Source organism: Nocardia sp. NBC_01009 (genome assembly GCF_045208035.1).
Classification (GTDB): domain Bacteria; phylum Actinomycetota; class Actinomycetes; order Mycobacteriales; family Mycobacteriaceae; genus Nocardia.
The window spans coordinates 6,936,708-6,960,520 of record NZ_CP108695.1 but is presented as its reverse complement, the minus strand read 5'-3'; the positions used below and the strand labels follow the sequence as shown (position 1 = coordinate 6,960,520).

General features: G+C 66.6%; 21 protein-coding genes. 13 read left to right on the top strand and 8 right to left on the bottom strand.

What is annotated here, in order from left to right:
• Positions 1–89: 89 nt before the first annotated feature.
• Positions 90–1,502, bottom strand: coding sequence for an MFS transporter (locus OHA42_RS31315; protein WP_406231333.1), 1,413 nt, complete (start codon positions 1,500–1,502; stop codon positions 90–92).
• 99 nt (positions 1,503–1,601) lie between these two features.
• Between OHA42_RS31315 and OHA42_RS31310 the strand changes: the two genes are divergently transcribed.
• From OHA42_RS31310 to recX, 3 genes are all read left to right on the top strand, one after another.
• Positions 1,602–2,624, top strand: a complete 1,023-nt coding sequence (locus OHA42_RS31310) for an Lrp/AsnC family transcriptional regulator (RefSeq protein WP_406231332.1) — start codon at positions 1,602–1,604, stop codon at positions 2,622–2,624.
• A gap of 216 nt (positions 2,625–2,840) precedes the next feature.
• A complete protein-coding gene (recA, locus tag OHA42_RS31305) occupies positions 2,841–3,887 on the top strand; it encodes a recombinase RecA (protein ID WP_328403677.1) in 1,047 nt (348 codons plus the stop codon).
• Between the two features lie 346 nt (positions 3,888–4,233).
• Positions 4,234–4,824, top strand: coding sequence for a recombination regulator RecX (gene recX, locus OHA42_RS31300; RefSeq protein ID WP_328403675.1), 591 nt, complete (start codon positions 4,234–4,236; stop codon positions 4,822–4,824).
• A 312-nt stretch (positions 4,825–5,136) separates the two neighbouring features.
• Here recX and OHA42_RS31295 read toward each other — a convergent pair whose 3' ends face one another.
• The 6 genes from OHA42_RS31295 to OHA42_RS31270 form a co-directional block, all read right to left on the bottom strand.
• The gene (locus OHA42_RS31295; protein ID WP_406231331.1) at positions 5,137–5,505 is read right to left on the bottom strand and encodes an NUDIX domain-containing protein; all 369 of its coding nucleotides are present in this window, start codon (positions 5,503–5,505) and stop codon (positions 5,137–5,139) included.
• A 283-nt stretch (positions 5,506–5,788) separates the two neighbouring features.
• Positions 5,789–6,688, bottom strand: coding sequence for an amino acid ABC transporter permease (locus tag OHA42_RS31290; RefSeq protein ID WP_406231330.1), 900 nt, complete (start codon positions 6,686–6,688; stop codon positions 5,789–5,791).
• Positions 6,685–7,359, bottom strand: coding sequence for an amino acid ABC transporter permease (locus OHA42_RS31285; protein WP_328403669.1), 675 nt, complete (start codon positions 7,357–7,359; stop codon positions 6,685–6,687). The genes OHA42_RS31290 and OHA42_RS31285 overlap by 4 nt, the downstream gene beginning before the upstream one ends.
• 150 nt (positions 7,360–7,509) lie before the next feature.
• Positions 7,510–8,346 (bottom strand): glutamate ABC transporter substrate-binding protein, encoded by an 837-nt coding sequence (locus OHA42_RS31280; RefSeq protein ID WP_406231329.1) that lies wholly within the window; start codon positions 8,344–8,346, stop codon positions 7,510–7,512.
• A 48-nt stretch (positions 8,347–8,394) separates the two neighbouring features.
• The gene (locus tag OHA42_RS31275) at positions 8,395–9,123 is read right to left on the bottom strand and encodes an amino acid ABC transporter ATP-binding protein (RefSeq protein ID WP_328413222.1); all 729 of its coding nucleotides are present in this window, start codon (positions 9,121–9,123) and stop codon (positions 8,395–8,397) included.
• A 179-nt stretch (positions 9,124–9,302) separates the two neighbouring features.
• A complete protein-coding gene (locus OHA42_RS31270) occupies positions 9,303–9,938 on the bottom strand; it encodes an HD domain-containing protein (protein ID WP_406231328.1) in 636 nt (211 codons plus the stop codon).
• 676 nt (positions 9,939–10,614) lie between these two features.
• Between OHA42_RS31270 and OHA42_RS31265 the strand changes: the two genes are divergently transcribed.
• From OHA42_RS31265 to OHA42_RS31255, 3 genes are all read left to right on the top strand, one after another.
• The gene (locus OHA42_RS31265; RefSeq protein ID WP_406231327.1) at positions 10,615–11,601 is read left to right on the top strand and encodes a GlxA family transcriptional regulator; all 987 of its coding nucleotides are present in this window, start codon (positions 10,615–10,617) and stop codon (positions 11,599–11,601) included.
• A gap of 319 nt (positions 11,602–11,920) precedes the next feature.
• Positions 11,921–13,456, top strand: a complete 1,536-nt coding sequence (miaB, locus tag OHA42_RS31260) for a tRNA (N6-isopentenyl adenosine(37)-C2)-methylthiotransferase MiaB (RefSeq protein WP_406231326.1) — start codon at positions 11,921–11,923, stop codon at positions 13,454–13,456.
• Between the two features lie 379 nt (positions 13,457–13,835).
• Complete coding sequence (locus OHA42_RS31255; protein ID WP_406239714.1) at positions 13,836–14,429, top strand: hypothetical protein; 594 nt, start codon at positions 13,836–13,838, stop codon at positions 14,427–14,429.
• A 60-nt stretch (positions 14,430–14,489) separates the two neighbouring features.
• Here the strand turns inward: OHA42_RS31255 and OHA42_RS31250 are convergent, their stop codons facing one another.
• The gene (locus OHA42_RS31250) at positions 14,490–15,872 is read right to left on the bottom strand and encodes a DUF349 domain-containing protein (RefSeq protein WP_406231325.1); all 1,383 of its coding nucleotides are present in this window, start codon (positions 15,870–15,872) and stop codon (positions 14,490–14,492) included.
• Between the two features lie 276 nt (positions 15,873–16,148).
• Here OHA42_RS31250 and OHA42_RS31245 point away from each other — a divergent pair, with 276 nt between their 5' ends.
• The 7 genes from OHA42_RS31245 to OHA42_RS31215 all read left to right on the top strand — a co-directional run bounded on the left by OHA42_RS31245 (position 16,149) and on the right by OHA42_RS31215 (position 23,557).
• Entirely contained in the window at positions 16,149–16,934 is a 786-nt protein-coding gene (locus OHA42_RS31245; RefSeq protein WP_406231324.1) for a hypothetical protein, read from the top strand.
• Positions 16,931–17,869, top strand: coding sequence for a tRNA (adenosine(37)-N6)-dimethylallyltransferase MiaA (gene miaA / locus OHA42_RS31240; protein WP_406231323.1), 939 nt, complete (start codon positions 16,931–16,933; stop codon positions 17,867–17,869). The genes OHA42_RS31245 and miaA overlap by 4 nt, the downstream gene beginning before the upstream one ends.
• Positions 17,866–18,705: a TrmH family RNA methyltransferase gene (locus OHA42_RS31235; RefSeq protein WP_406231322.1), complete on the top strand. Its 840-nt coding sequence runs from the start codon at positions 17,866–17,868 to the stop codon at positions 18,703–18,705. The genes miaA and OHA42_RS31235 overlap by 4 nt, the downstream gene beginning before the upstream one ends.
• Positions 18,706–18,761: 56 nt before the next feature.
• Positions 18,762–19,643: a diaminopimelate epimerase gene (gene dapF / locus OHA42_RS31230; protein ID WP_406239712.1), complete on the top strand. Its 882-nt coding sequence runs from the start codon at positions 18,762–18,764 to the stop codon at positions 19,641–19,643.
• Positions 19,644–19,844: 201 nt separating this feature from the next.
• Positions 19,845–21,356, top strand: a complete 1,512-nt coding sequence (gene hflX / locus OHA42_RS31225; RefSeq protein WP_406239710.1) for a GTPase HflX — start codon at positions 19,845–19,847, stop codon at positions 21,354–21,356.
• 170 nt (positions 21,357–21,526) lie between these two features.
• Complete coding sequence (locus OHA42_RS31220) at positions 21,527–22,429, top strand: lysophospholipid acyltransferase family protein (protein ID WP_406231321.1); 903 nt, start codon at positions 21,527–21,529, stop codon at positions 22,427–22,429.
• A 60-nt stretch (positions 22,430–22,489) separates the two neighbouring features.
• Positions 22,490–23,557, top strand: a complete 1,068-nt coding sequence (locus OHA42_RS31215; RefSeq protein WP_406231320.1) for an alpha/beta hydrolase — start codon at positions 22,490–22,492, stop codon at positions 23,555–23,557.
• Positions 23,558–23,813 lie beyond the last annotated feature (256 nt).

The following is a 23,813-nucleotide window of genomic DNA, read 5'->3' as shown; positions in this document are numbered from 1 at the left end:
TAGCTGCCATGCTCGCTCGATCGAATGATTACCGGGAAAAGCGTGATCGGGAGCTGTGGGCTCCCGATCACGCCTCCTGCACCAGCAGGCTACCGTGCGAAGACTGCCGTGCGATCGCCCCGCTCTGCCTCGGCAACCGTGCGCTGCCGGTGGAACAGGGCGAACGCGATCAGTCCGAATGCGATGCCGACGACGGCTGCCACCTGGAGGGCCGCGTCGAGCCCATCGACGAACTGTGCCGGTGTCATCCGCTGATCGGCGTCGGCGACCTCGCGGAACACGGTGCCCAGCACCGCGACTCCGAGCGCGAGCCCAAGCTGCCGCGCCGTATTGACCGCGCCCGCGGCCGTGCCGCCCTGCTGCGGCGGCACCGCGGCCATGCCGACGGCGACCAATGCCGGTGCGTTGACGCCGATCCCGGCACCGATCACTATGAACCCGGGCAACAGTGCGCTCCAGGATGATCCGGTGTCGATCAGGGTGAGCAGTCCGGCGCCGATGCCGACGACGACGAGCCCGACCCCGATCGTCCACTTCGGTGCCGTGTCGTGCAGCAGTCGCCCGAACACTCCCGCGACCACGAACGCGGTCGCGGCCATCGGCAACATTGCCAGGCCCGCGTGCAGTGGGGTCATCTGCAACTGCTGCTGCAGCCACAGCGAGATCAGCGGTGTTGCCGCGAAAGCTGCGAAGGTCTGTCCGCTCGCCCCGATGAGGGTGCCGCCGAAATCGCGGTTGCGCAGCAGCGCCAGCGGGAACATCGGTGCCGCGCTACGGGATTCGACGAGCCAGAAGGCCAGCAGGGCCGCGCCGCCGAGCATCAGTGCCGACAGCGCGGGACCGTCGGTCCAACCATGCTCACCGCCTCGGATGACACCATAGGTCGCTCCGGTTGCAGCGGTCGCGAAGGTCAGCATGCCGAGCAGATCCACCGCGCGATCGGCCCGCCGCATCGACTGCGGAAACACGAGGGCGGTCAAGGCGATTGCCACCACCGCGATCGGCAGATTGACGAAGAAGATCCATCGCCACGAGAACGCGTCGGTCAGCGCGCCGCCGAGTACGACGCCGAGGCCTGCCGCCGCACCGGAGACCGCGCCCCAGATACCGAAGGCGACACCACGATCGCGGCCGGTGTAGGTCGCGTGCAACAGCGACAGCGTGGTTGCGAACATGGCCGCGCCGCCGAGGCCCTGAAGTGCCCGTGCCGCAATCAAACTCGATGCGGACTGCGCGATCCCGCACGCGAGGGACGCGACGGCGAACACTGCGAGCCCGGCCAGGTACGTCCGTTTCGCGCCGACTCGGTCGGCCAGCGAGCCGAGTACCAGCAGCAGTGCCGCCAGTGCCAGCGCGTAGCCGTCGACCACCCACTGCAAGCCGGACAGGCCGGTGCCGAGATCGGCGGCGATGTCGGGGAGTGCGACATTGACGATGGTGACGTCGATGAGCAGCATCAGCGTGCCGAGGCACGCGGCGAACAAGGGGAGCCATTTCTTCACAGGAAGCCTCCAAGGGCAATGCGAACGATTTCGACACCCAGCATGCGACAACCGGCCATATCCTCATAGCCATACCGCTCTCTGCGATAGATTCCTCCGGTGCAGCTCGAAGAAGCGCAGGAATCCTCCCTGCTGGATGTGCTCGACAAGCAGATCGTGTACGCACTGGTGACCGACCCCAGAATCGCGTTCGCCAAGCTGGGCGTCATCCTCGGAGTGTCGGAACAGACCGTCGCGCGCCGCTATCGGTCGCTGCGTCAACGCGGCATCCTGCATGTGTCGGGCCAGGTGAACGCGGTGCCGCTCGGGCACGCCCGCTGGGTGATCCGGCTCCGGTCGACACCGGACAAGGCGGTGCGGCTGGCCGAATCGCTGGCCAGGTTCCCCGATCTGAGCTGGGTTACCTTGCTGTCCACCGGGTCAGAGGTGACCTGTGTGAGCCGGCCACGCTCCGCCGAGCGTCGCGACAGACTGTTGCTGCACACACTGCCCCAGGCCAGTCAGGTGACCGGGCTGATCGCACACGAGGTGATCCACCGGTTCCCGCTCGAGGAGGATTGGCCGCATTACAGCCACCTGTTGACCCGGGCCCAGTTGCGCCGACTCGGTCCGCGAGGATCGACTGCCGACCACGTCGGGCCGGAGACTCCGGTCGACTTCTCGGCGCAGGACGAGGCGATGCTGATGATTCTCGGCCGCGACGGCCGCGCGCCGTACGCGCAGATCGCCGCCGAAATCGGCTGGACCGCCACGCGAGTGGCCCGCCGGATGGCCGAACTCGTCGAATCCAGGGTGCTGTATTTCGATCTCGACTTCGCGATCGAGCGGATGGGATATGCCGTGCGGGCAGGGCTGTGGCTGCGCACCCGGCCCGCAGACCTCGAGGCGACGGGTGCCGCGATCGCGGCGCACCCGGAAACCGTGTTCGTCGCCGCGACTACCGGGCCTACTAATCTGATGGTTTCGATCGTGTGTAGCGATACTGCACACCTCTACCGCTATGTCACGCAGCGGCTCGGCCCCCTCGACGGAATCACCGACGTCGAGGTCACGCCCGCGCTGCGGGTCTTCAAGCAGGCGCAGACGCTGCTGGACAGTGATCGGATTTCCTTGGTGCGGTGATCGGATCACGTCGATGTTCGGCAGAGCCGTCACGGCTCGACCTCGCTTAACCGGCCGGTTGCCAGGGGCGGGAAAGCCGGTTCGCGTGTTGCCGGGCGCGTCGCTTGACTCGAACATCTGTTCGTCTAATGTTGGCGTCAGAACTTGTCGGTGCCGCCCTCTAATGTGGGCGCCAACCAAGAACGAAGACTTACCCGGCGAAAAGGGGATCAGGACATGGCACCACAGGCGTATGACCGCGACAAGGCGCTCGAGATGGCGTTGGCTCAGGTGGAGAAGAGCTTCGGCAAGGGCGCGGTCATGCGTCTCGGCGAGGAGGCCCGCCAGCCCATCTCGGTGATCCCGACCGGTTCCATCGCGCTGGATGTGGCCCTCGGTATCGGTGGGTTGCCGCGCGGTCGTGTCGTGGAGATCTACGGCCCGGAATCTTCGGGTAAGACGACCGTCGCGTTGCACGCGGTGGCCAACGCGCAGGCGGCGGGCGGTGTCGCGGCCTTCATCGACGCCGAGCACGCCCTCGATCCCGAGTACGCCCGCAAGCTCGGCGTCGATACCGACGCCCTGCTCGTCTCGCAGCCGGACACCGGTGAGCAAGCCCTGGAAATCGCCGACATGCTGGTCCGCTCCGGCGCGCTGGACATCATCGTCATCGACTCGGTGGCCGCGCTGGTGCCGCGCGCCGAGATCGAGGGCGAGATGGGTGACAGCCACGTCGGTCTGCAGGCCCGTCTGATGAGCCAGGCGCTGCGCAAGATGACCGGTGCGATGAGCAACACGGGTACCACCGCCATCTTCATCAACCAGCTGCGCGAGAAGATCGGCGTGATGTTCGGTTCCCCCGAAACCACCACGGGCGGTAAGGCGCTGAAGTTCTACGCCTCGGTGCGCCTGGATGTGCGCCGCATCGAGACACTCAAGGACGGCAGCGACGCGGTGGGCAACCGCACCCGCGTCAAGGTGGTCAAGAACAAGGTGTCGCCGCCGTTCAAGCAGGCCGAGTTCGACATTTTGTACGGCTTCGGCATCAGCAAGGAAGGCTCGCTCATCGACATGGGTGTCGAGCACGGCTTCGTTCGTAAGTCCGGCTCCTGGTACACCTACGACGGTGACCAGCTGGGTCAGGGCAAGGAGAATGCCCGCAAGTTCCTGCTGGAGAACACCGATATCCGCGACGAGATCGAGAAGAAGATCAAGGAAAAGCTTGGCATCGGCGCCGATGTGACCGCAGCCGATGCGGTCGCCGAGGTGCCCGCCGATTTCTGATCCGATGAACGGCCGACGCACACCGCAACGTTCCGGTCCGGCCGCGCCCGATGAGGCGCGGCCCGACCCGGTGAACGAAACGCGGCGTCGGCTGCACGAGCTCCTGTCCGCTTCTGGCCGTTCCGCTGATCCGGTCAACACTGGATCGCGACCGCACGAGTCCGGATTCGGGCGATTCCGGTCGGCTGAAGGTGGTTCGGCCGATCCGGACATAGGAGGAAGCTGGTCGAGCGCGCTCGAACCGCAGCGGGCGCGCTCGACTGGGTCCACATCCAAGCGTAGGCGGGCGAAAGCCACCTCATCGGGCGATTCTGATCGTTCGGGAAGCCGATGGGAGGCGGATCCGGTGGCGGCCGGATCCGAGCGGGGTCGATCGGAGCCGAAACAGGCCGGGGCGCACCGGTCCTCGTCGGAACCGACCCCGCCGGGCGGGACGGTCGAGCAGGCAAAGGACGCAAGTCTGCGCCTGCTGGCCGTCCGTGCCCGCAGCCGCGCAGAACTCGCACAACGCTTGGCCGCCAAGGGATTCACACCCGAGGTGACCGAGGCCGCCCTGGACCGTCTCGCCGAGATCGACCTCATCAATGACGCCGCCTTCGCCGAAGAGTGGGTGCACGCCCGCCACACCTTCTCCGGCAAGGGCAAACAGGCCCTTGCTCGAGAACTCCGCCGCAAGGGCGTCGCGCCGTCCGACGCCGCCCCCGCTTTGGACGCCATCACCTCGGACGACGAAGAATCCCGCGCCGTCGAACTGGTTCGCCGCAAACTCCGCTCGATGCCGGCAAACCTGGACCGCGACAAAGCAATTCGCCGCCTCGTCGGCATGCTCGCCCGCCGCGGCTACAACCAGTCCACCGCCTACCAGGTGGTGAAAGCCGAACTGGCAAGCCACGGCACAGCCTCCGACATCGAAGACCTCCCCGACTCGATCGACTAGCGCCGGCAGCTCTCCGTACCCCTCTCAGCAGCTCTGCGCAGCGACCTCGGCGAAGTCGTCCTCGCCCCGTGGATGCCGCGCGGCCTGCTCGACGGGATTCGCGGCGGCACGATGACGGTCGCGCTGATCGACACTTGCCGGTGCCGGGCCACAATCTCGCCACTGGATTCGGTGGTTCACCGGTTGCTGGTGCCCCTCCGGCCTGGCACTCGTTTGCATATCCCGGTCCGTCTCCCTTCGGATCGGGACATGCCCATACTCAGCCGTTCCAACTGTGCCAGAACGACTGTGCACCGCTGGCGATGACGCCCTTCAACGCGCTCGGTCGCAGATCAGTCGTCGACAGCTGTTTATCGGCAACCAGGAGAATTCGAGGTGATCTTCCTGGCTGGCGGGGATACCGTCCACCTCTGTGGCGAACACCAGATTCACCTCATGATGCGTGGTCGATTCGTCGTCGACATATCCGTGCTCGACGACACCGACGAGGCCGAGGATCCTGCTCGCCGTTCCGAGTTCTTCCGACAGTTCACGGACCAGGGCTGACTCGACAGGCTCTCCGGGCTCGACATGGCCACCGGGTAGGAACGCCCATTTCTTGCCGCGTGCGCGTGCCACGAGCAGCCGATCACCGTCGCGGATGACCGCGCGAGCGATGATTTCGGTTGTTGCGGCGCTCATCTGGACCCTTCTATGTCGGATGCCGCCCGTATCGAGGTAGGTGCTTTGGGTGCTTACCGCCGAGGATGTAGCGCTTGGAGTGGGCGGATGCCGAGAGAAGGTGCGGCCTTCAGTGCAATCAGGAGGGGAGTGGGGGCTTTGTGGCGGCTGCCCTGATCGGTTCGCCACCCATCGCTTCGAATGGCGGTGCGCTCGAGCGGATTACCGCATCGAGCGCCCGCAGGCCCCGGCCCTCAGGTTCCGGTCCGGGCCAGGTATTCGTCTAATGCCGCCGCGTCGAGGCTCACGACTTCTTGGTGATATCCATGCCGGGTGCGGCGTCGGTGAGGACTGAGTCGGCCGCGAGGACCGCTGCGCCCTTGGCCCGCTTGCGCGAGCGCAACCGCTGCTCCAGCTTGTTCGCCACGAATGTCAGCGTGCTGTTCAGCAGAATCATGACGATCGCGACGACGATCAGTGCGGGCACCGTATTCCGTTCGGACGCACCGAGTTGCGAGCCCTGGCGCACGATCTCGAGGTAGGTGATCTGGTAACCGAGCGCCGAGTCCTTCAGTGCGACAACCATTTGTGAGATCAACGCAGGTAGCATCGCGGTGATCGCTTGCGGCAGTAGGATCAACCGCATCAGCTGCCCCTTGCGCAGCCCCAGCGCCACTGCGGCCTCGGTCTGGCCCTTCGGTAGCGACTTGATGCCCGCGCGCACGATCTCGGCGATAACCGAGCCGTTGTAGACGGTCAGCGCGATCACGACGGCCGCGAGGGCGAGCTGATCGACCTTGAACAACTTGTAGTCGGAGAAGATGTAGAACAGGAAGATCATCAGGATCAGCACGGGGATAGACCGAGCCACCTCGACGATCGCCCCTGCCACCCACCGCACCAGGCGGTGCTCCGACAGCCGGAGGATGCCGAAGATCATGCCGATCACGAGCGCGAACACAATCGAGAGCAGCGCCGCGACGAGGGTGCCCCGCAGGCCGGGCAGCAGGTAGGTTGTCCAGACGTCGGGCTCTGTGAACGGCTTCCACTTCTCCGCGGTGAACTGTCCCTTATCGGCGAAGCCGCGGTAGAACACCCAGCCGATCGCCAACACGACGATGACGGCGATGACGGAATAGATCTGGTTGCGGATGCGCGCCCGGGGACCCGGCGCGTCGAAAAGAACCGAAGCACCGGTACTCATCGGGCCACCTCGAATCGCTTGGCGAGCCAGCCGAACAGCAGGCCGGTCGGCAGGGTCAGGATCACGAAGCCGAGCGCGAAGATGGCGCCGATAGTGATCAGCGCCGCCTCGTTCTCGTTCATCTTGGCCATCAGAGTCGCGGCCTCGGCGACGCCGATCGCCGAGGCGATCGTGGAGTTCTTGGTCAGTGCGATCAGTACGCTGCCGAGCGGCGCGATGACCGAGCGGAATGCTTGCGGCAGCACCACGATTCGCAGATTCTGTGTGAAGCTGAAGCCCAGTGAGCGGCCTGCCTCCGACTGGCCCATCGGCACGGTGTTGATGCCAGAGCGCAACGATTCGCAGACGAATGCCGCGGTGTAGATGCTGAGTCCTAGTACGGCATACCGGAAGTTGTTCTGCGCCAGCGAGTTCGGGCCTTCCGGTGCCAGCTTCCAGCCCATGGTCGAATAGAGGCCCAGCGAGCAGAACACGATGATCAGCGTGAGCGGGGTGTTGCGGAAGATGGTGACGTAGGCGCTGCCGAGGAAACGGGCGACCGGCACGGGGGATACGCGCATTGCGGCGACAAATGTGCCAAGGATCAGGGCAAGGACCGCGGACGACGCGGTCAGCTTGATGGTCACCCAGAAGGCTCCGAGGACGTCATACCTCGAGATCAGGTCGAACACGGCGGATCCGTCCCTCCGATCGGGGTCGGTGCGCGAGGCCGGGGATCATCCTGGCCGCGCGATGTGCAGGGCTTGTAGCGACGGTGAAAACCATCCCTCAGCACGTCGAGAGCGATTGGGTGGCCCTTCCGGACCACCCAATCGGCAATCTCAGTACCGGTTCACCGTCGGCGGAGTCGGGGCCTGGTAGCCCGAGACACCGACCGTCGTGTCGAACGCCTTCTTCCAAGAGCCGTCCGCAATCATCGCCTCGATTGCGTCGTTGACCTTGTCGCGGAGTTCCTTGTCGCCCTTCTTCACGCCGATGCCGTAGTTCTCCGTGGTGAACGGCTTGCCGACGACCTTGTACGAGCCCGCACTTTGCGCGGCATAACCGGCCAGAATGATGTCGTCGGTGGTCACCGCATCATACGAACCTGCCGAGAGGCCCTCGAGGCACAGCGAGTAGGTGTCGTTGGTCTGCAGCTGGGTGTCGGGGTAGTTCTTCTCGATGTTCTGGGCGGGGGTCGAGCCCTTCACCGAGCAGACCTTCTTCCCCTTCAGATCATCGGGGCCGTTGATGGTGCTGTTGTCGGCCTTCACCAGCAGGGACTGGCCGGCAACGTAGTAGGGCCCGGCGAAGTCGACCTTCTCCTTGCGCTTGTCGTTGATCGAGTAGGTGGCGATGATGTAGTCGACCTGTCCGTTCTCGATCAGCGTCTCGCGCTGGCCGGACGGGGCCTCCTTGAAGGTGATGCTTTCCGGCTTCACGCCGAGCTTGCCGGCGACGTACTTGGCGACCTCGATATCGAACCCGCTGTAGGAGCCGTCCTTGTTGCGCAGGCCGAGGCCGGGCTGGTCGAACTTGATCCCGACGGTGAGTTTGCCGTCCTTGGCGTTGTCCAGGGCGGTCTTGCTGTCGCCTCCGCCACAAGCGGCTGCGGTCGCGGCGGTCAGCGCCAGGGCGATCGCCCCGACACCGATTCGAAGCGCACGGTTGATCCTCATCGAGTTCCTTCCCTCATATGGTTTTCGATGGCCGTGATTGTCAGATGGTCAGTGGCTCAATATTTTCCCGAGGAAATCCTTCGCGCGCTCGGATTTCGGCGCGGTGAAGAATGCCTCCGGCTCGGCATCCTCGACCACCTGTCCGTCGGCCATGAACAGCACCCTGTTCCCGGCGCGACGAGCAAAACCCATTTCGTGGGTGACCACCAGCATGGTCATCCCTTCTTTGGCCAGCGACACCATCACATCGAGCACCTCTTGGACCATTTCCGGGTCCAGTGCGGAGGTCGGCTCGTCGAACAGCATCACCTTAGGGCTCATTGCCAAGGCGCGCGCGATGGCTACGCGCTGCTGCTGGCCACCCGACAACTGCGCCGGGTATTTGTCGGCCTGGTTGGCGATGCCCACACGTTCGAGCAGTTCCATCGCCCGGGCGCGGGCGTCGTTCTTGGCGATCTTGCGCACCTTGAGCGGCGCGAGCATCACGTTCTCGACGATGGTCTTGTGCGCGAACAGGTTGAAGGATTGGAACACCATCCCGACATCGGCGCGCAATGCGGCGAGCGCGCGGCCCTCGGCAGGCAGCGGCACACCGTCGATGGCGATATCGCCGGAGTCGATCGGCTCCAGTCGGTTGATGGTGCGGCAGAGCGTCGATTTCCCGGACCCCGAGGGGCCGAGAACAATGACGACCTGTCCCTTGGGAACTTCGAGGTTGACATCCCGCAGCACATGGAGCTCACCGAAGTGTTTGTCCACATTGCGCATCGAGATCATCGGCGCACTGGTCGCGGCGCTCTCATCCCCGGTCGTGGCGGCCCCGGTCGTGTCGGGCGCGGCAGCGGCGTCGGTCATGCATCAAGACCTTAAGCGGAAAATACGAATTTGCCCGAGTTTCCGCGACACACCGCCCCGCCGCGCCGAATCGACACGTGCCTGTAACCTTCCGGTCGGCCCTACTCGGGCCAGCTCGAGCCCTCGATCACCTCGACGAAATCGGTTCGCTCGAAGCCGGGCACGAATCGGGCGAGCACGTCGGCTTTGACATTGCCGAAGGTGGTCTGCGGCCGATCCTCGATGCCGTGCGTGAACGCGGCGAGAATTCGCTTCTTGAAGTCCGGGCGCGGGTGCGCGGCGACTATGGCGTCACGAATGTCGGCGGGCAGATCGCGGTAGCCGATCCCGAGGACATCGAGTTCGACACCCGCGGTGACCAACGCGATCTCCGGTCGCATCCAGTGCGGGATCTCCGGTGTGGTGTGCAGCGCGATGGCATCCCACACCAGCCCCACCGACTCCTCCGGAATGCCGTGTGCGCGCAGGAACGCCGCAGCCTGCTCGGCGCCGTCGATCTCGAATCTGCGGTCAGAGGTGCGGTATTCGTCGGTCAGGCCGAGGTCGTGGAACATCGCTCCGATGTAGAGCAGCTCCGGATCGAACTCGAGGCCGCGACGGGCGCCCTGCCAGGCACCGAACAGGTAGACGCGGCGGGAATGGTCGAACAGTAGATCGTCGGTGGCGTCGCGAACCAGTTCGGTTGCGGCGGCGGCCAGGCGGCTGTCGGGGATGACGATGTCGGCGATGTGGCTCATGGGGACTCCTGGTGTTGGTGTTCTCGTCATCGAGTCTTGTTGCGGCCGAAGGTCGCAGCCATGTCTGTATGGACAGGTATCCCTCGGATTCGGCCATATTTCCGCGATAGGCTCGCGGTATATCTCGCGAGGTTCGCCACATCGTTGTTTCCCTGCCTACCACGGCGTGCGACAGCTCGACATCACCGGACCGCTCGGGGTGTCATCGCTAGCTCTAACGCCGTCCTGACCCGGGATCGCGGTGGACCTGCCCACGTCAGCCGCGTCGAGAAACGCGTTGTCCTGCGATGGTGGGACTGCTCGTGGTCAGCGGTCCGAGTCCTCGAGTATCGGCGTAACCGTGTCTCGCGCGGGATCGGCCGGGCGGCATACGGTGAGCAGCCCTTCGCGGACGAGGCGGCGGATGAGCACCACACGCCCTTGTTTGTCGATATGGCCGGGTAGCTGATTCGCTGCGCATTCTCCGGTTTCGGGGAGAGCGCTTGGATACAGAAGATCGTTCAGGCCCACGGTGACCCCTGGATGTGAATGACACGACTTCGGAACGGGCCTAGTGCTCGTTTACGGGTTGTTCCTGTTCAGGCCGTGGAGTGTTGTTGCGGCTGAAGACCGGGTGATGTCCGTACGGACATATATCCCTCGAATTCGGACATGGCCAGGCGAATAGGCTTGCGGCATGTCTCGCAAGGTTCGTCACATCGTGTTCCTGGCCTACAACGGCGTGCGGCAGCTCGATATCACCGGACCACTGGAAGTGTTCGCGACCGCCCGCGACCTCGGGGCGCGGTATCGATGGTCGGTGTGCTCTGCCGATGGCGCGGACGTGACCACGGCGACGGGTCGACTCGCTGTCGACGGCCGGGTCGAGCGCGTCCCGATCGACACCGTGGTGGTCCCCGGTTCCGCGGATCTCCCGCGCAACCGAATCCCCGCGACTCTGCTGACCGATCTCGCCGCGCTCGCTCCACGAGTGCGCCGGGTGGCCTCGGTGTGCACCGGCGCGTTCGCGCTGGCCGAAGCGGGCATGCTGGACGGCCGCCGCGCGACCACCCATTGGCGACACGCCGCCACGCTGGCTCACCGCTATCGCGCCGTCCGCGTCGAGCCGGATGCCATCCACGTCCGTGACGGACATGTGCTCACCTCCGCAGGCGTGACCGCGGGCATCGACCTCGCCCTGGCGATGGTGGAGGAGGATACCGGCGCCGCCCTGGCCCGCGAGGTTGCTCGTGACCTGGTGGTCTTCATGCAGCGCCCCGGTGGACAATCGCAATTCTCTGCCGCGCTGCGCACCCCGGCGGTCCGCCACGATCCGCTGCGCGCGGTCGTCGACGCCATCGCCGCCGACGCCGCGGCCGACCATTCCGCACCAGCCCTTGCCGCTCGCGCGGGCCTGAGCATCCGCCACCTGACCCGCCTGTTCCATGACCAACTCGGCACAACCCCCGCCGCATACGTCGAGTCCGTGCGCGTCGAGGCGGCACAAGCCCTGCTCGCCGAGGATGCAACAGTTACCGACACGGCCCTGCGCACCGGCTTCGGCAGCGACGAATCGCTGCGGCGCGCATTCGGTCGTCGCCTCGGCATCACGCCCTCGGCATACCGCGCGCGCTTCCGCACCACAGCCAACGGCACCGCCGAGACCGACACCCATCACGCCTAGCCCGAACGGGCACACTCGCTCGGCTCGGGCGAAGGCGAGGCTGCCGCGCGCCGCTCGATCGGGCGTAGCTGGACGGAGTCCGCTGTCAGTCGCGCTTGGCCCGAGCGAAGGCGAGGCCACCGCTCGATTGGGCGTAGTTGGGCGGAGTCCGCTGTCAGTCGCGCTTGGCCCGAGCGAAGGCGAGGCCACCGCTTGATCCGGCTCAGTTGGGCGGAGTCCGCCGTCAGTCGCGCTTGGCCCGAGCGAAGGCGAGGCCACCGCATACCGAGGCGCTGAACGGCGCGGATGCCGGCGGCCTTACCCTGGATAGGTGAATTCGATGGGCCAGGTAGAGGGAGCAGTTCGCAGCTACGAGGTGCGCACCTTCGGCTGCCAGATGAACGTGCACGATTCCGAGCGTTTGTCCGGTCTGCTGGAGGACGCGGGATACGTGCAGGCCGCGCCGGGGGCGACGGCCGACCTGGTGGTTTTCAATACCTGTGCGGTTCGCGAGAACGCCGACAACAAGCTCTACGGCACCCTCGGCCACCTGGCTCCGATCAAAGCCGAACGGCCCGGTATGCAGATCGCGGTAGGCGGCTGCCTCGCGCAGAAGGATCGCGACACCGTGGTGCGCAAGGCGCCCTGGGTCGACGTGGTGTTCGGCACCCACAACATCGGCTCGCTGCCGGTGCTACTGGAGCGGGCCAGGCACAACCACGAGGCGCAGGTGGAAATCCTGGAATCGCTCGAGGCGTTCCCCTCGACGCTGCCCGCCAAACGGGAGTCCGCGTATGCGGGCTGGGTGTCGATCTCGGTGGGCTGCAACAACACCTGCACCTTCTGTATCGTGCCGTCGCTGCGCGGCAAAGAGGTCGACCGTCGCCCAGGTGACGTACTGGCCGAGGTGCAGGCACTGGTCGACCAGGGCGTACTCGAGGTGACGCTGCTCGGGCAGAACGTGAACGCCTACGGAGCTTCCTTTGCCGATCCCGAGGAACAACGTGATCGCGGCGCATTCGCCAAGCTGCTGCGCGCGGCCGGACGGATCGAAGGACTCGAGCGCGTGCGTTTCACCTCGCCGCACCCGGCCGAGTTCACCGACGACGTGATCGAGGCGATGGCGGAGACGCCCAATATTTGCCCACAGCTGCACATGCCGCTGCAATCCGGCTCGGACCGAGTGCTCAAGGCGATGCGCCGCTCCTACCGCAAGGCGCGCTACCTCGGCATCATCGAAAAGGTCCGTGCGGCAATGCCGCACGCGGCGATCACCACCGACATCATCGTCGGCTTCCCGGGCGAAACCGAGGAAGATTTCCAGGAGACCCTGGACGTGGTGCGCCAGGCCCGCTTCACCAGCGCCTACACCTTCCAGTACTCCAAGCGTCCCGGTACGCCCGCCGCCGATATGCCCGATCAACTGCCCAAAGAGGTGGTCCAGGAGCGCTACGAACGGCTCATCGCGCTGCAGGAGGAAGTCTGCCTGGACGCGAACCGCGAGCTGATCGGCACCGAAGTGGAGCTGCTGGTCGCCGAGGGCGCGGGCAAGAAGAACGCGGCCACCGCCCGCATGAGCGGCCGAGCCCGCGACGGCAGGCTGGTGCACTTCCGCCCGCCCGTCACGGAATCGGGCAGCGCCGGCACGATTCGGCCCGGCGACATCGTCACCGTCGACATCACCGGCGCGGCTCCCCACTACCTGATTGCCGATGGACCCGTGCGCACCCATCGCCGCACCCGCGCGGGCGACGCGCACGAGCGCGGCATCACGCCTAAGACCGAACCGATCGGAGTCGGCCTCGGCCTGCCTCGCATCGGCGCCCCGGCCCCGGAACCGGCCGCCGCGGGCTGCTCGACCGGCTGTGGCGCATGAGCGTGCACAGCGAGGCAGTCGCTCCAGCGCCCATCGCGAGGGCGCCGCGGTTCGGCGTGGTGGTAGGCGCGCGGAAATCGTGTTCGGAGTGTGGACGAGGTGTGCCGAAACTGAGCATCGACGAGGTAGCGGCATGAGCGGCGCGCCGGACGAGGACAGCGACGCGACGCGCGAACCCGGGGGAGCGGAGCTCGCGTCCGGCCGCAGCGCGGACGGTGCGAATCCGCTTCCGGCCGAAGGCGAATCGAACCCTGGCGCCTCGGATTCGGCAGCAAATACTACCTCGCGTAGTGGGTCGGCTGCCGGTGTCGGACGCACCGATGGCACAGTTGTCCCGGGGAGTGCCGACCATGATGACGCCGAACGAAACGAGGGCTCAGTGAATTCGGTCGAGAGCAGCAAAGACTTCGAGCAGTTCCGCGACGACCTCGACGCCGTCGAGCGCCGTGTCGCCGGTGAGATCGATCCCGGCATCCGCGCCATGGTGGTCGCAGGCGCGGTGTTCGTGCTGCTGGTGTCGCTGGTGCTGCCGCACGCGGGCACCGCACGCGGCTTCGACGTCTTGCTCGACACCAGCGCCGCAAGCTTCGAGCACATCGGCCTGCCGTCCCGGATTTTCGTCTGGTTCGTCGTCATCTTCGGCATCGGTTTCTCATTGCTCGCCCTGATGACCCGTCGCTGGGCATTGGCCTGGATCGCGGTCGCCGGATCCGCCATCGCAGGTGCCTTCGGTGTTTTCGCCATCTGGCACCGCCAGACCCCCGGTGTCGGCGGCCCCGGCGGCGCCAACTACTACGGCGCAGGCCCCGGCATCGGCCTGATCCTCGGCGCACTCGCCGCCATCGTGCTGACCTTCCACTGGGTGCGCGTCGTATGGAGCCGCACCGCAATGCAATTGGCCGCGGAAGAACAGCGCCGCATCGCCGCGGCCGCCGCGGAAGAGCGCGACCGCCGCCGCTTGATGGGCGAGTAACCCACCCGACCTGCCGGATGGCCGTTCCTGGAATCGGTCTGACAGACCGTCTCCCCGGTGTCAGAGGTTGCTGACAGCGCCCTCTGCCGCCTCGGCCCATTCACGCCACTGCTTGGCCTGTTCCATGGCTTTCTCGGCGTCACGCTTATTGCCCGCCGCGGTCGCCTTCGCTGCCTGCTCCTCGAATTGCGCTACCCGCTCACGGAATTGGGCGGCCCTGGCCATTGCCTCCGGATCGGTACGGCGCCACTGTGCGTCGACCGCGTCGCGGACCCGCTTCTCGATGGCGCGCAGCTTGCCTTCCAATTCCTGGATCCGCTCCCGCGGCACCTTGCCCAGTGCATCCCACTTGTCCTGGAGTTCGCGCAGCGCGTTCCGTGCGGTATCGAGGCCGTTGGCCGGATCGATGTGCTCGTAGGCGTGCAGCAGCTCTTCCTTGGCGATGGCATTGTGTTCGAACTCGGCGTCACGTTCGTTGACGGCGGCATTGCGCGCGGCGAAGAACACATCCTGGGCGCTCTTGAATCGCCGCCACAGCGCCTCGTCGGCCTCGCGCGGCGCGCGGCCCGCGGCCTTCCATTCGGCGAGCAGGTCACGGAACACACCCGCGGTGCCGACCCAGTCGGTAGAGCCCGAGAGTTCCTCGGCGCGCACGCACAGTTCTTCCTTGCGCGTCTTCGCGGCCGAACGTTCCCGATCGAGCTCGGCGAAGTGTGCGCCGCGACGGCGGTTGAACGCCTCACGGGCCTTGGAGTAGCGCTTCCACAACGCGTCGTCGACCTTGCGGTCCACGCCGCGAATGGACTTCCACTCGTCGAGGATTTCGCGCAGCCGATCGCCCGCGGCCTTCCACTGGGTGGACTCGGTAGCGATCTTCTCGGCCTCGGCGCACAGCACTTCCTTGCGTTCGGTGTGCTCGTGCCTGGCCTTTTCCTTCTCCTCCTTGGCGTGTGCCGCCGCCTCTTCGGAGTGCTCGGCGATCGCGGCGAGCCGGCGAGACAGGCTATCGATATCGCCGATCACCGCTGCGGTGGACAGCGACTCGGCGATGGTGATCGCCGCCGCCTTGGTCTTGCGTGCATCCGCGCCCGCGGCCAGCCGCGCCTCCAGCAAGGCCACCTCGGTGGCCAGGTCGTCGAATCGGCGACCGAAATGCGCAAGGCCTTCGGCGGCGTCACCGGCCTGCCAGGAGCCGACGATGCGTTCACCGTCGGCGGTCTTCACCCACGCGGTGCCGTCCTCGTCGACGCGGCCCCAGACACTGGGATCGCTGGCGGTCGGGACGACCACAGGATGGGGATGTTCGCCGGGAGCCGGCTTGATAGCGTGCGGCTTGGGATGAGCCTGCGCGGCGCCCGGTTTGGGGGCGCCGGGCTTCGGGACGTCCGAGGGGCGCGGTGTCGTGCCGGGGGTGGCCTTCGCGGTTCCGTTGCTGTCCGTCATTGCTCCTCGTCCCTGCCGCGCGTCACGGCTGCCTGGTTACGCCCTAGCTCATCCCATTGAACCCGGTTCGAGCCCTGCAAACTATCGATCGACGTCCTCACGCGGATGATTCCCAGGGAATGCAACCCGTGATGACCTGGGTTGTAGCACCTCGAACACTATCAATCTCGGCCAAGTTTGCGGCAGAGACACTCGAACCCGACCGGCCGCGGGGTCGCCCGGGGACCGGTACCCGCGGTGCGTGGCGCCGGTATTGCGAACGACTACGGTTACGTCGTGTTCTCCATTGCGGCCCTGGTCCCGTCGCCGCCGATCCTCGTGCCCGAGCTCTGTGGCGGTGTCGCGCATGTGACCGGGGCGGATCCCGTCGGTGTGCCCGCCCTGCTGCGTGCGGCGGCACTGGAGGCCGCAGGCGCTTTGGCGGTCGCACAGCATTGGCTGGTGATCGGGGCAGGCGCCGCCGACGCGCAGCTCGCGCCCGACACACTCGGCACATTCCGTGGGTTCGGGGTCGACACTCGGGTCGCACTATCGAATCCAGCCCTCTCGACAAGGTCTGCTGACGACGTGCCGGACCCACAGCTTCCGCTGCCGGTGTTGATCGCCGGATGGTTGCGGGGGCAGGTCGCGCCGACCACGGAGGCTGCGGCCCGTATCGTCGCCGCGGATACCTCGACGGCCCGCTGCGCCGAAATCGGCGCAGAGCTACGAACAGTGCTCGACGATGCACCCGAACCACTGGGCGTGCTGGTGATCGCCGACGGTGCAGCAACACTGTCCACGGCCGCACCCGGCTATCTGGATACCCGCGCCACCGCCGTCCAGGACGATCTCGATCGCGCGTTGGCCGCGGGCGATCGGGCCGGACTGCGCGCCTTGGATCCGGCATTGTGCGCCGAGCTGGCGATGGCAGGGCGGGCCGCCTACCAGGTGCTGGCCGGGCTGTTCGCCGCCGATCCGAGCGATCCGGAGGTCGAGACGCTCTATCGGGACGCGCCTTTCGGCGTCGGCTACCAGGTGAGTGTGTGGCGCCCGGTGCGCGAGCAGGGTGATGCGCCGTGACGATCACCCCGATCGCCGTCGTCGGCCCCACGGCCACTGGCAAATCGGATCTCGGCCTCGACCTCGCCGAGCGACTCGGCGGCGAAATCGTCAACATCGATGCGATGCAGCTCTACCGCGGCATGGACGTGGGCACCGCCAAACTCGCCCCCGGCGAGCGTCGCGGCATCCCGCACCACCAGCTCGACGTACTCGACGTGACCGAGACCGCCACCGTGGCCGCCTACCAGGCCGCCGCGATCGCGGACGTCACCGCGATCATCGCGCGCGGGCACACTCCGGTCATCGTCGGCGGTTCGATGATGTATGTCCAAGCGCTGCTGGATGATTGGGAGTTTCCCGCCACCGATCCCGAGATCAGGGCGCGCTGGGAGACCCTGCTCGCCGAACAGGGCCTCGTCGCGGTGCACGAGGCGTTGCGGGCGGCCGATCCCGCCGCCGCGGCGACCATCCTGCCCACCGACGGCAGGCGGATGGTGCGCGCACTCGAGGTCGTCGAACTCACCGGCCGCCCGTTCGCGGCCTCGGCGCCCGCCATCGGCGAACCGCGCTGGGGCACCGTGATCATCGGCGTGGATCGTGATACCGCCGAACTGGATTCGCGCATCGAGCGGCGCACCGCGCTGATGTTCGAGTCCGGACTGGTCGAGGAGGTACGCGGTCTCATAGATGTCGGCCTGCGCGACGGCGTCACAGCGCGCCGGGCGATCGGCTACGCACAAGTCCTGTCCTACCTGGACAACGAATACGACCTGAACCACGCGCAGGAACGCACCCTGATCGGCACCCGGCGTTACGTCCGGCGCCAGCGCTCGTGGTTTCGGCGGGATCCCCGGGTGCACTGGGTGGACGGCGCCGACCCCGAGCTGGTCGCCACCGCGCTGTCTCTGCTGCCCGCGCAACGTCTCGACAACACAGAACGGACTCCGCAGTGACAAGACGTGTGAGTACCCGCAATGCCTCGGTCCAGGTCTGGCAGGCATACCTGAACAATCGCACCAAACGCCACCGGGACAGCCGTTTTCTCGTCCAGGGCGTGCGCCCGATCACCCAGGCGATCGCCAACGACTGGCCACTCGAGACGATGCTCTACCGGCTCGGCGCGCCCGAGCTGTCGAGCTGGGCACGTGAACTCCTCGACACCAGCGGCGTGCCGCAGGTCGGCCTGGTGCCGGAGCTGATGGCCGAACTCGGCGAAAAGGCAACCGGCATACCGGAATTGGTGGCCGTTGCGGTATCGCGGCAGCCCGAGCTGGACACGTTCGAACCCGGTGAGCCCGGTGACACCGCACCGCCGGTGGTCGTGGTCTTCGACCGCCCCAACTCGCCGGGCAACCTCGGCACCCTGATCCGCTCGGCGGACGCCTTCGGCGCGAGCGGTGTGATCGTCACCGGCCACGGTGCCGACCAATACGACCCGCAGGCCGTCCGCGCCTCCACCGGCTCGCTGTTCGCCATGCCGGTCTACCGCGCCGCCGGCGCCGCGCAAGTGCTCGAATTCCGGGACCGGCAGGTGCAACGCGGCATCCCCACCCGCATCGTCGGCACCGACGAAGATGGTGCGAGCGCGGTCTTCGACCACGACTTCACCGAGGCGACCATTCTGGTGATCGGCAACGAGACCAGCGGCATGAGTGCGGCCTGGCAGGATGCCTGCGACGACATGGTCTACATCCCGATGGGCGGCACCGCCAGCTCGCTCGGGGCGCCGTCGGCCGCGGCGGCCACGCTGTACGAAATTTCCCGCCAGCGCAGGACGTTTGTCAGATGACTCACCCGCGATCAGCCGGGAGCACACCGAACAGAGAGAATGGGAACGTGGCAGACATCGAATTTTCGAAAGGGCACGGCACCCAGAACGATTTCGTGGTGCTGCCCGACCCGGAGGTTCGGCTGGAGCTGACCCCGGAGCGGATCGCTGCGCTGTGCGACCGCCGGCGTGGCCTCGGCGCCGACGGTGTGCTGCGTGTGGCGCGCGCAGGCGCACTGCGCGAGCGCGGTGTGCTCGACCGGATCCCCGACGGCATCGACGCCACCGACTGGTTCATGGACTACCGCAATGCCGACGGCTCGATCGCGGAAATGTGCGGCAACGGCGTCCGGGTTTTCGCGCACTACCTGGCCACCAGCGGCCTCGAATCGCGTACGCAGTTCGTGGTCGGCAGCCGAGCCGGGGCACGCCCGGTCACCGTGCACGCCGCCGACCCGGTCAACGGCGATGTCACCGTCGACATGGGTGTGGTCCGCGAGCTGGGTCTCTCGACGGCCACCGTCACGGGCTGGGCGTTCTCCGGAATCGGGATCGACGTCGGCAACCCGCACCTGGCCTGTGTCGACCCCGGCCTGTCGGTCGATGCGCTGGCCAAGCTCGATCTGACCGCCTCACCCGGCTATGATCCTGATCTGTTCCCGCACGGCGTCAACGTCGAGATCGTCACCGCGCTGGATGCCGACAACTCCGTCGACATGCGTGTCTACGAGCGTGGTGTCGGTGAAACCCGTTCCTGCGGAACAGGAACCGTCGCCGCTGCCGCCGCGGCACTGGCGGACTCCGGATTCGCGATCGCCACCGACAGCGGCGAGGTCCGGGTCCGGATCCCCGGTGGCGAGGTCATCGTCACCCTCCGCGGCGGATCCGCCCAGCTGCGCGGCCCGTCGGTGCTCGTCGCCTCCGGCCGCATCGCCGCAGGCTGGTGGCAGGCGCTCTGAAATTCCGGCCCGGCGCGGCGTCGCAATACTCGGATGCGCTATGTCGGTGGATCGTGGGACCATGGATCTTGTATGACGAAACAAGAGACGTATGAATTCACGCCGGCAGCCGACGATGACGACTTCACCACGGCCGCCGATGAGGCGAGCTTGGACGAAGTCGCCGACACCGGTGACGTAGTAGCCGAGCACAAGGCGCGCATGGCGCGTTCGGGCTGGACCAGAGAATCCAAGTCCGCGGACCCGACAGTCGGCGAGATGCAACTGCAGGACCGCAGCTCACTGCGTCGTGTCGCGGGTCTGTCCACCGAGCTCACCGACATCACCGAGGTCGAGTACCGGCAGCTGCGCCTGGAGCGGGTCGTGCTGGTCGGCGTCTGGACTTCGGGCAGCACCGTGCAGGCCGAGGCAAGCATGGCCGAACTGGCCGCGCTCGCCGAGACCGCGGGTTCCGAGGTACTCGAAGGTCTGATCCAGCGCAGGGACAAGCCGGACCCGGCTACCTACATCGGTTCCGGCAAGGCCGACGAACTGCGCGCCGTCGTCCTGGAGACCGGCGCGGACACGGTGATCTGCGATGGTGAGCTCACTCCCGCGCAGCTGACCGCGCTGGAGAAGGTCGTCAAGGTGAAGGTGATCGACCGGACCGCGCTCATCCTGGACATCTTCGCCCAGCACGCCACCTCCAGTGAGGGCAAGGCGCAGGTCGCCTTGGCCCAGATGGAATACATGCTGCCGCGCCTGCGCGGCTGGGGTGAGTCCATGTCCAGGCAGGCCGGTGGCCGTGCAGGCAGCAACGGCGGTGTGGGTCTGCGTGGTCCCGGTGAGACCAAGATCGAAACCGATCGTCGCCGCATTCGCGAGCGAATGGCCAAGCTGCGCCGCGAGATTCGTGAGATGAAGACCGCGCGCGACACCAAGCGGGCCCGCCGCAATTCCAGTGGCATCCCGTCGGTCGCGATCGTCGGCTACACCAACGCGGGCAAATCCAGCCTCATGAACGCGCTGACCGGTGCGGGCCTGCTGGTCCAGGACGCGCTGTTCGCCACCCTCGATCCGACTACCCGGCGCGCCGACCTCGACGACGGCCGCGAGGTCGTCTTCACCGACACCGTCGGTTTCGTGCGCCACCTGCCGACCCAGTTGGTCGAGGCATTCCGCTCAACCCTCGAAGAGGTCACCGGTGCCGACCTGCTGCTGCACGTCGTCGACGGCTCCGACTCGCTGCCCGCTGAACAGATCAAGGCGGTCCGCGAGGTGATCACCGACGTGATCAAGGAGTCCGGCTCGGCCGCGCCGCCGGAGCTGCTGGTGGTCAACAAGATCGACGCGGCCGATCCGGTGGAGCTGACCCGGTTGCGCGGGGTGCTGCCCGACGCGGCCTACGTGTCGGCCCACACCGGCGCGGGCATCGCGGCACTGCGCGAGCGGCTGGCCGAGGTCCTCGGCGGACTCGATGTCGAGGTCAGCGTGCTGCTGCCCTATACCCGTGGCGATCTGCTCGCCCGCATTCACGCGGACGGCCGGATCACCGCATCAACCCACGAAGAAGGTGGCACCCGGGTGCGGGCACGAGTACCGCAGGCACTGGCCGCGGCGTTGTCGGAGTACGCCCACGCCGGGTCCGCCGCAGAGGTTTACAGCGCTCCCGACACCAACGGATATGCCGAGACCAATGGACATTCGGAGACGAACGCCCCATTGCAGGACTGATCGCCGCAACGCGGAACCAGGTGTGACGTAACGCTCACCGTTCTGTTGTGCGAGCGTGCACGGCCCGCCGACCATCGGTCGGCGGGCTTTGTGCATTCCGGGTACACAACTGATGCGACGCAGTCGATTTCGTTACGATATCGTCGTCGAATCGACATCAGGAGGGTTCCATGTCGCACGACAACTCCGGCTCGGCCGTTTCCCGTGATCGGCCATCCGGTGACTCGTCGCACACCGGCGTGCTCAGTGACGGTGCGCCGCTTTCGGTTTCACTGACCGACACCGATCTTCGGGTGCTCGACACCCTGCTCGCGCCCCTGCGCGCCTGGACGAGCCCCCGCTACTACGGCCTCGGGAACATCCCTGCCGACGGCCCGGTTCTGTTGGTCGGCAACCACAACCTGATGGGCGGCATCGACGCACCGCTGCTGCTGCCGGAAGTTCTGCGCCGCCGCGGCAGGCTCATTCGCGGCCTCGCCGAGAATGTCCTCATCTCGGTCCCCGGTGTGCGCGAACTGCTGCACCACTTCGGTGCCGTTCGCGGCAATCGGCGCAACTGCCTTGCGCTGCTGGCCCGCGGTGAGGCCGTCATCGTCTTCCCGGGTGGTGGTCGCGAGGCGGTGCGCCGCAAGAACGAGAAGTACGTCCTGAAATGGGAGGGCAGGTCCGGATTCGCGCACATGGCGATCGAAGCGGGCGCGCCGATCGTGCCGGTGGCGATGATCGGCGTCGACGACGCCTACGACATCGTCTTCGACGGCGATCATCCCGTGCTGCGACCGCTGCGCTGGGTGGTCGAGGCCCTGGGTCTCAGCAAAGATCTGACCCCGCCGCTTATCCGTGGCATCGGTCCGACCGTGCTGCCCCGACCGGAGCGCTTCTACTTCTCGGCGGGTGCTCCGATCGATCCTGCGCCGTGGCGCGACGCGGTCGACAAGCATGCTGCCGCAGTGGAATTGCGCGATGTCGTGCGCAAGGAGCTGGAGGAGGAGCTGAAGTTCCTCTTCGCCGAGCGGGAGCGCGACTCCGGTCGAACCCTCATCGGTCGGCTGCGTGGCCTGCTGAATCGTTGACGATCGGGCCTCACCTGCGCTGTCAGCAAATTCTCAGTTAGTGGCAGCTACGGTGGTCCCATGCGTTGGACACGAAGACGAACGGCGGTAGCGGCGGGTGCGGTAGTGATGTTCCTGGGGGTACCTGCAGCGTCAGGTGGCCTCGCTACCGCGGTGTCCGCACCGTCGGATCCGATCATCGCCTCCGGTTCGCTGCTCGCCTCGCCCCGTTCGTCGGACGGTTCCCGCATCGACAGCTTCACCATCACCGACGATCGCAACCTCGTCCTCCAGGTGTTCTCTGCCGCTATGAACAAGAACATCGAGGTCAAGGTGCAGCGCCCCGCCGATGCCTCGGTCGCGCGTCCCACGCTGTACCTGCTTTCGGGAGCGGGCGGCGGCGAGGATGAGGCCACGTGGGACTTGAAATCGTCCGCATCACAATTCTTCGCCGACAAGGATGTGAACGTCGTCCAACCGGTCGGCGGCGCGTGGAGCTACTACGCCGACTGGCGCACCTCTGACCCGGTGCTAGGCGTGAACAGATGGCAGACCTTCTTCACCGAAGAATTGCCGCCGCTGATCGACTCCGCGCTCGGCGCGAACGGCACCAACGCGATCGCGGGCATTTCGATGTCGGGCACGCCGGTGCTGCAACTCCCCATCGCCAAGCCCGGTCTCTACCGGTCGGCCGCGGCCTACAGCGGTTGCGCTCAGATCAGCGACCCGATCGGCTGGAACTTCGTCAACACCGTCGTCGCGGCAGGCGGCGGCGAATCCGTGAACATGTATGGGCCGCAAGGTGATCCGATGTGGGCGGCCAACGACCCCTACGTCCATGCCGACCGACTACGCGGCACAAACCTGTTCATCTCCAACGGCCCCGGCATCCCCGGCCAGTGGGACACCCTGAACGGTCCCTACGCCCTACCCGGCGTCGGCGGCCTCGCGAACCAGGTGACCCTCGGCGCCGGCCTCGAAGCCGCCGCCAACTACTGCTCCCACAACATGCAGAATCGTCTCAACCAGCTCGGCATCCCCGCCACCTATGACTTCCAGTCGACCGGCACGCACTCCTGGGGCTATTGGCAGCAGGCGCTGGTCGCCTCCTGGCCAGTTCTTGCCAAGGGTCTGGGCCTGCCTGCTTGAGCCGGTGATCGCCAGGATCTCCGGCGACCAGTGCTCGCCGTCTCCTGGCCCGAGCTGCCCGAAGCCTTTCATCTGGAGACCGGGCGTTGTCGGAATCTCGAGGGATGCGCTCACCGCGCCGCGGGCAGGCCGGCCGAGGGCTGCGGCCTCCCAGCTCGGGCTCGTGGTTGCCGGGATCTCGAGGAGGTCGCGCCAGTCGACGGTTCGTCGGATCTCGCCATGGTCGAGCCTTGCCGCTCGGGTCACGGCGTTTGCC

Excerpts from the sequence above, each read along its gene's own strand:
- recA (WP_328403677.1), top strand. The coding sequence starts at position 2,841 with ATGGCACCACAGGCGTATGACCGCGACAAGGCGCTCGAGATGGCGTTG.
- OHA42_RS31295 (WP_406231331.1), bottom strand. The coding sequence starts at position 5,505 with ATGAGCGCCGCAACAACCGAAATCATCGCTCGCGCGGTCATCCGCGAC.
- OHA42_RS31290 (WP_406231330.1), bottom strand. The coding sequence starts at position 6,688 with ATGAGTACCGGTGCTTCGGTTCTTTTCGACGCGCCGGGTCCCCGGGCG.
- OHA42_RS31280 (WP_406231329.1), bottom strand. The coding sequence starts at position 8,346 with ATGAGGATCAACCGTGCGCTTCGAATCGGTGTCGGGGCGATCGCCCTG.
- OHA42_RS31275 (WP_328413222.1), bottom strand. The coding sequence starts at position 9,123 with ATGATCTCGATGCGCAATGTGGACAAACACTTCGGTGAGCTCCATGTG.
- OHA42_RS31270 (WP_406231328.1), bottom strand. The coding sequence starts at position 9,938 with ATGAGCCACATCGCCGACATCGTCATCCCCGACAGCCGCCTGGCCGCC.
- OHA42_RS31265 (WP_406231327.1), top strand. The coding sequence starts at position 10,615 with ATGTCTCGCAAGGTTCGTCACATCGTGTTCCTGGCCTACAACGGCGTG.
- miaB (WP_406231326.1), top strand. The coding sequence starts at position 11,921 with ATGGGCCAGGTAGAGGGAGCAGTTCGCAGCTACGAGGTGCGCACCTTC.
- OHA42_RS31250 (WP_406231325.1), bottom strand. The coding sequence starts at position 15,872 with ATGACGGACAGCAACGGAACCGCGAAGGCCACCCCCGGCACGACACCG.
- hflX (WP_406239710.1), top strand. The coding sequence starts at position 19,845 with ATGGCGCGTTCGGGCTGGACCAGAGAATCCAAGTCCGCGGACCCGACA.
- OHA42_RS31220 (WP_406231321.1), top strand. The coding sequence starts at position 21,527 with ATGTCGCACGACAACTCCGGCTCGGCCGTTTCCCGTGATCGGCCATCC.
- OHA42_RS31215 (WP_406231320.1), top strand. The coding sequence starts at position 22,490 with ATGCGTTGGACACGAAGACGAACGGCGGTAGCGGCGGGTGCGGTAGTG.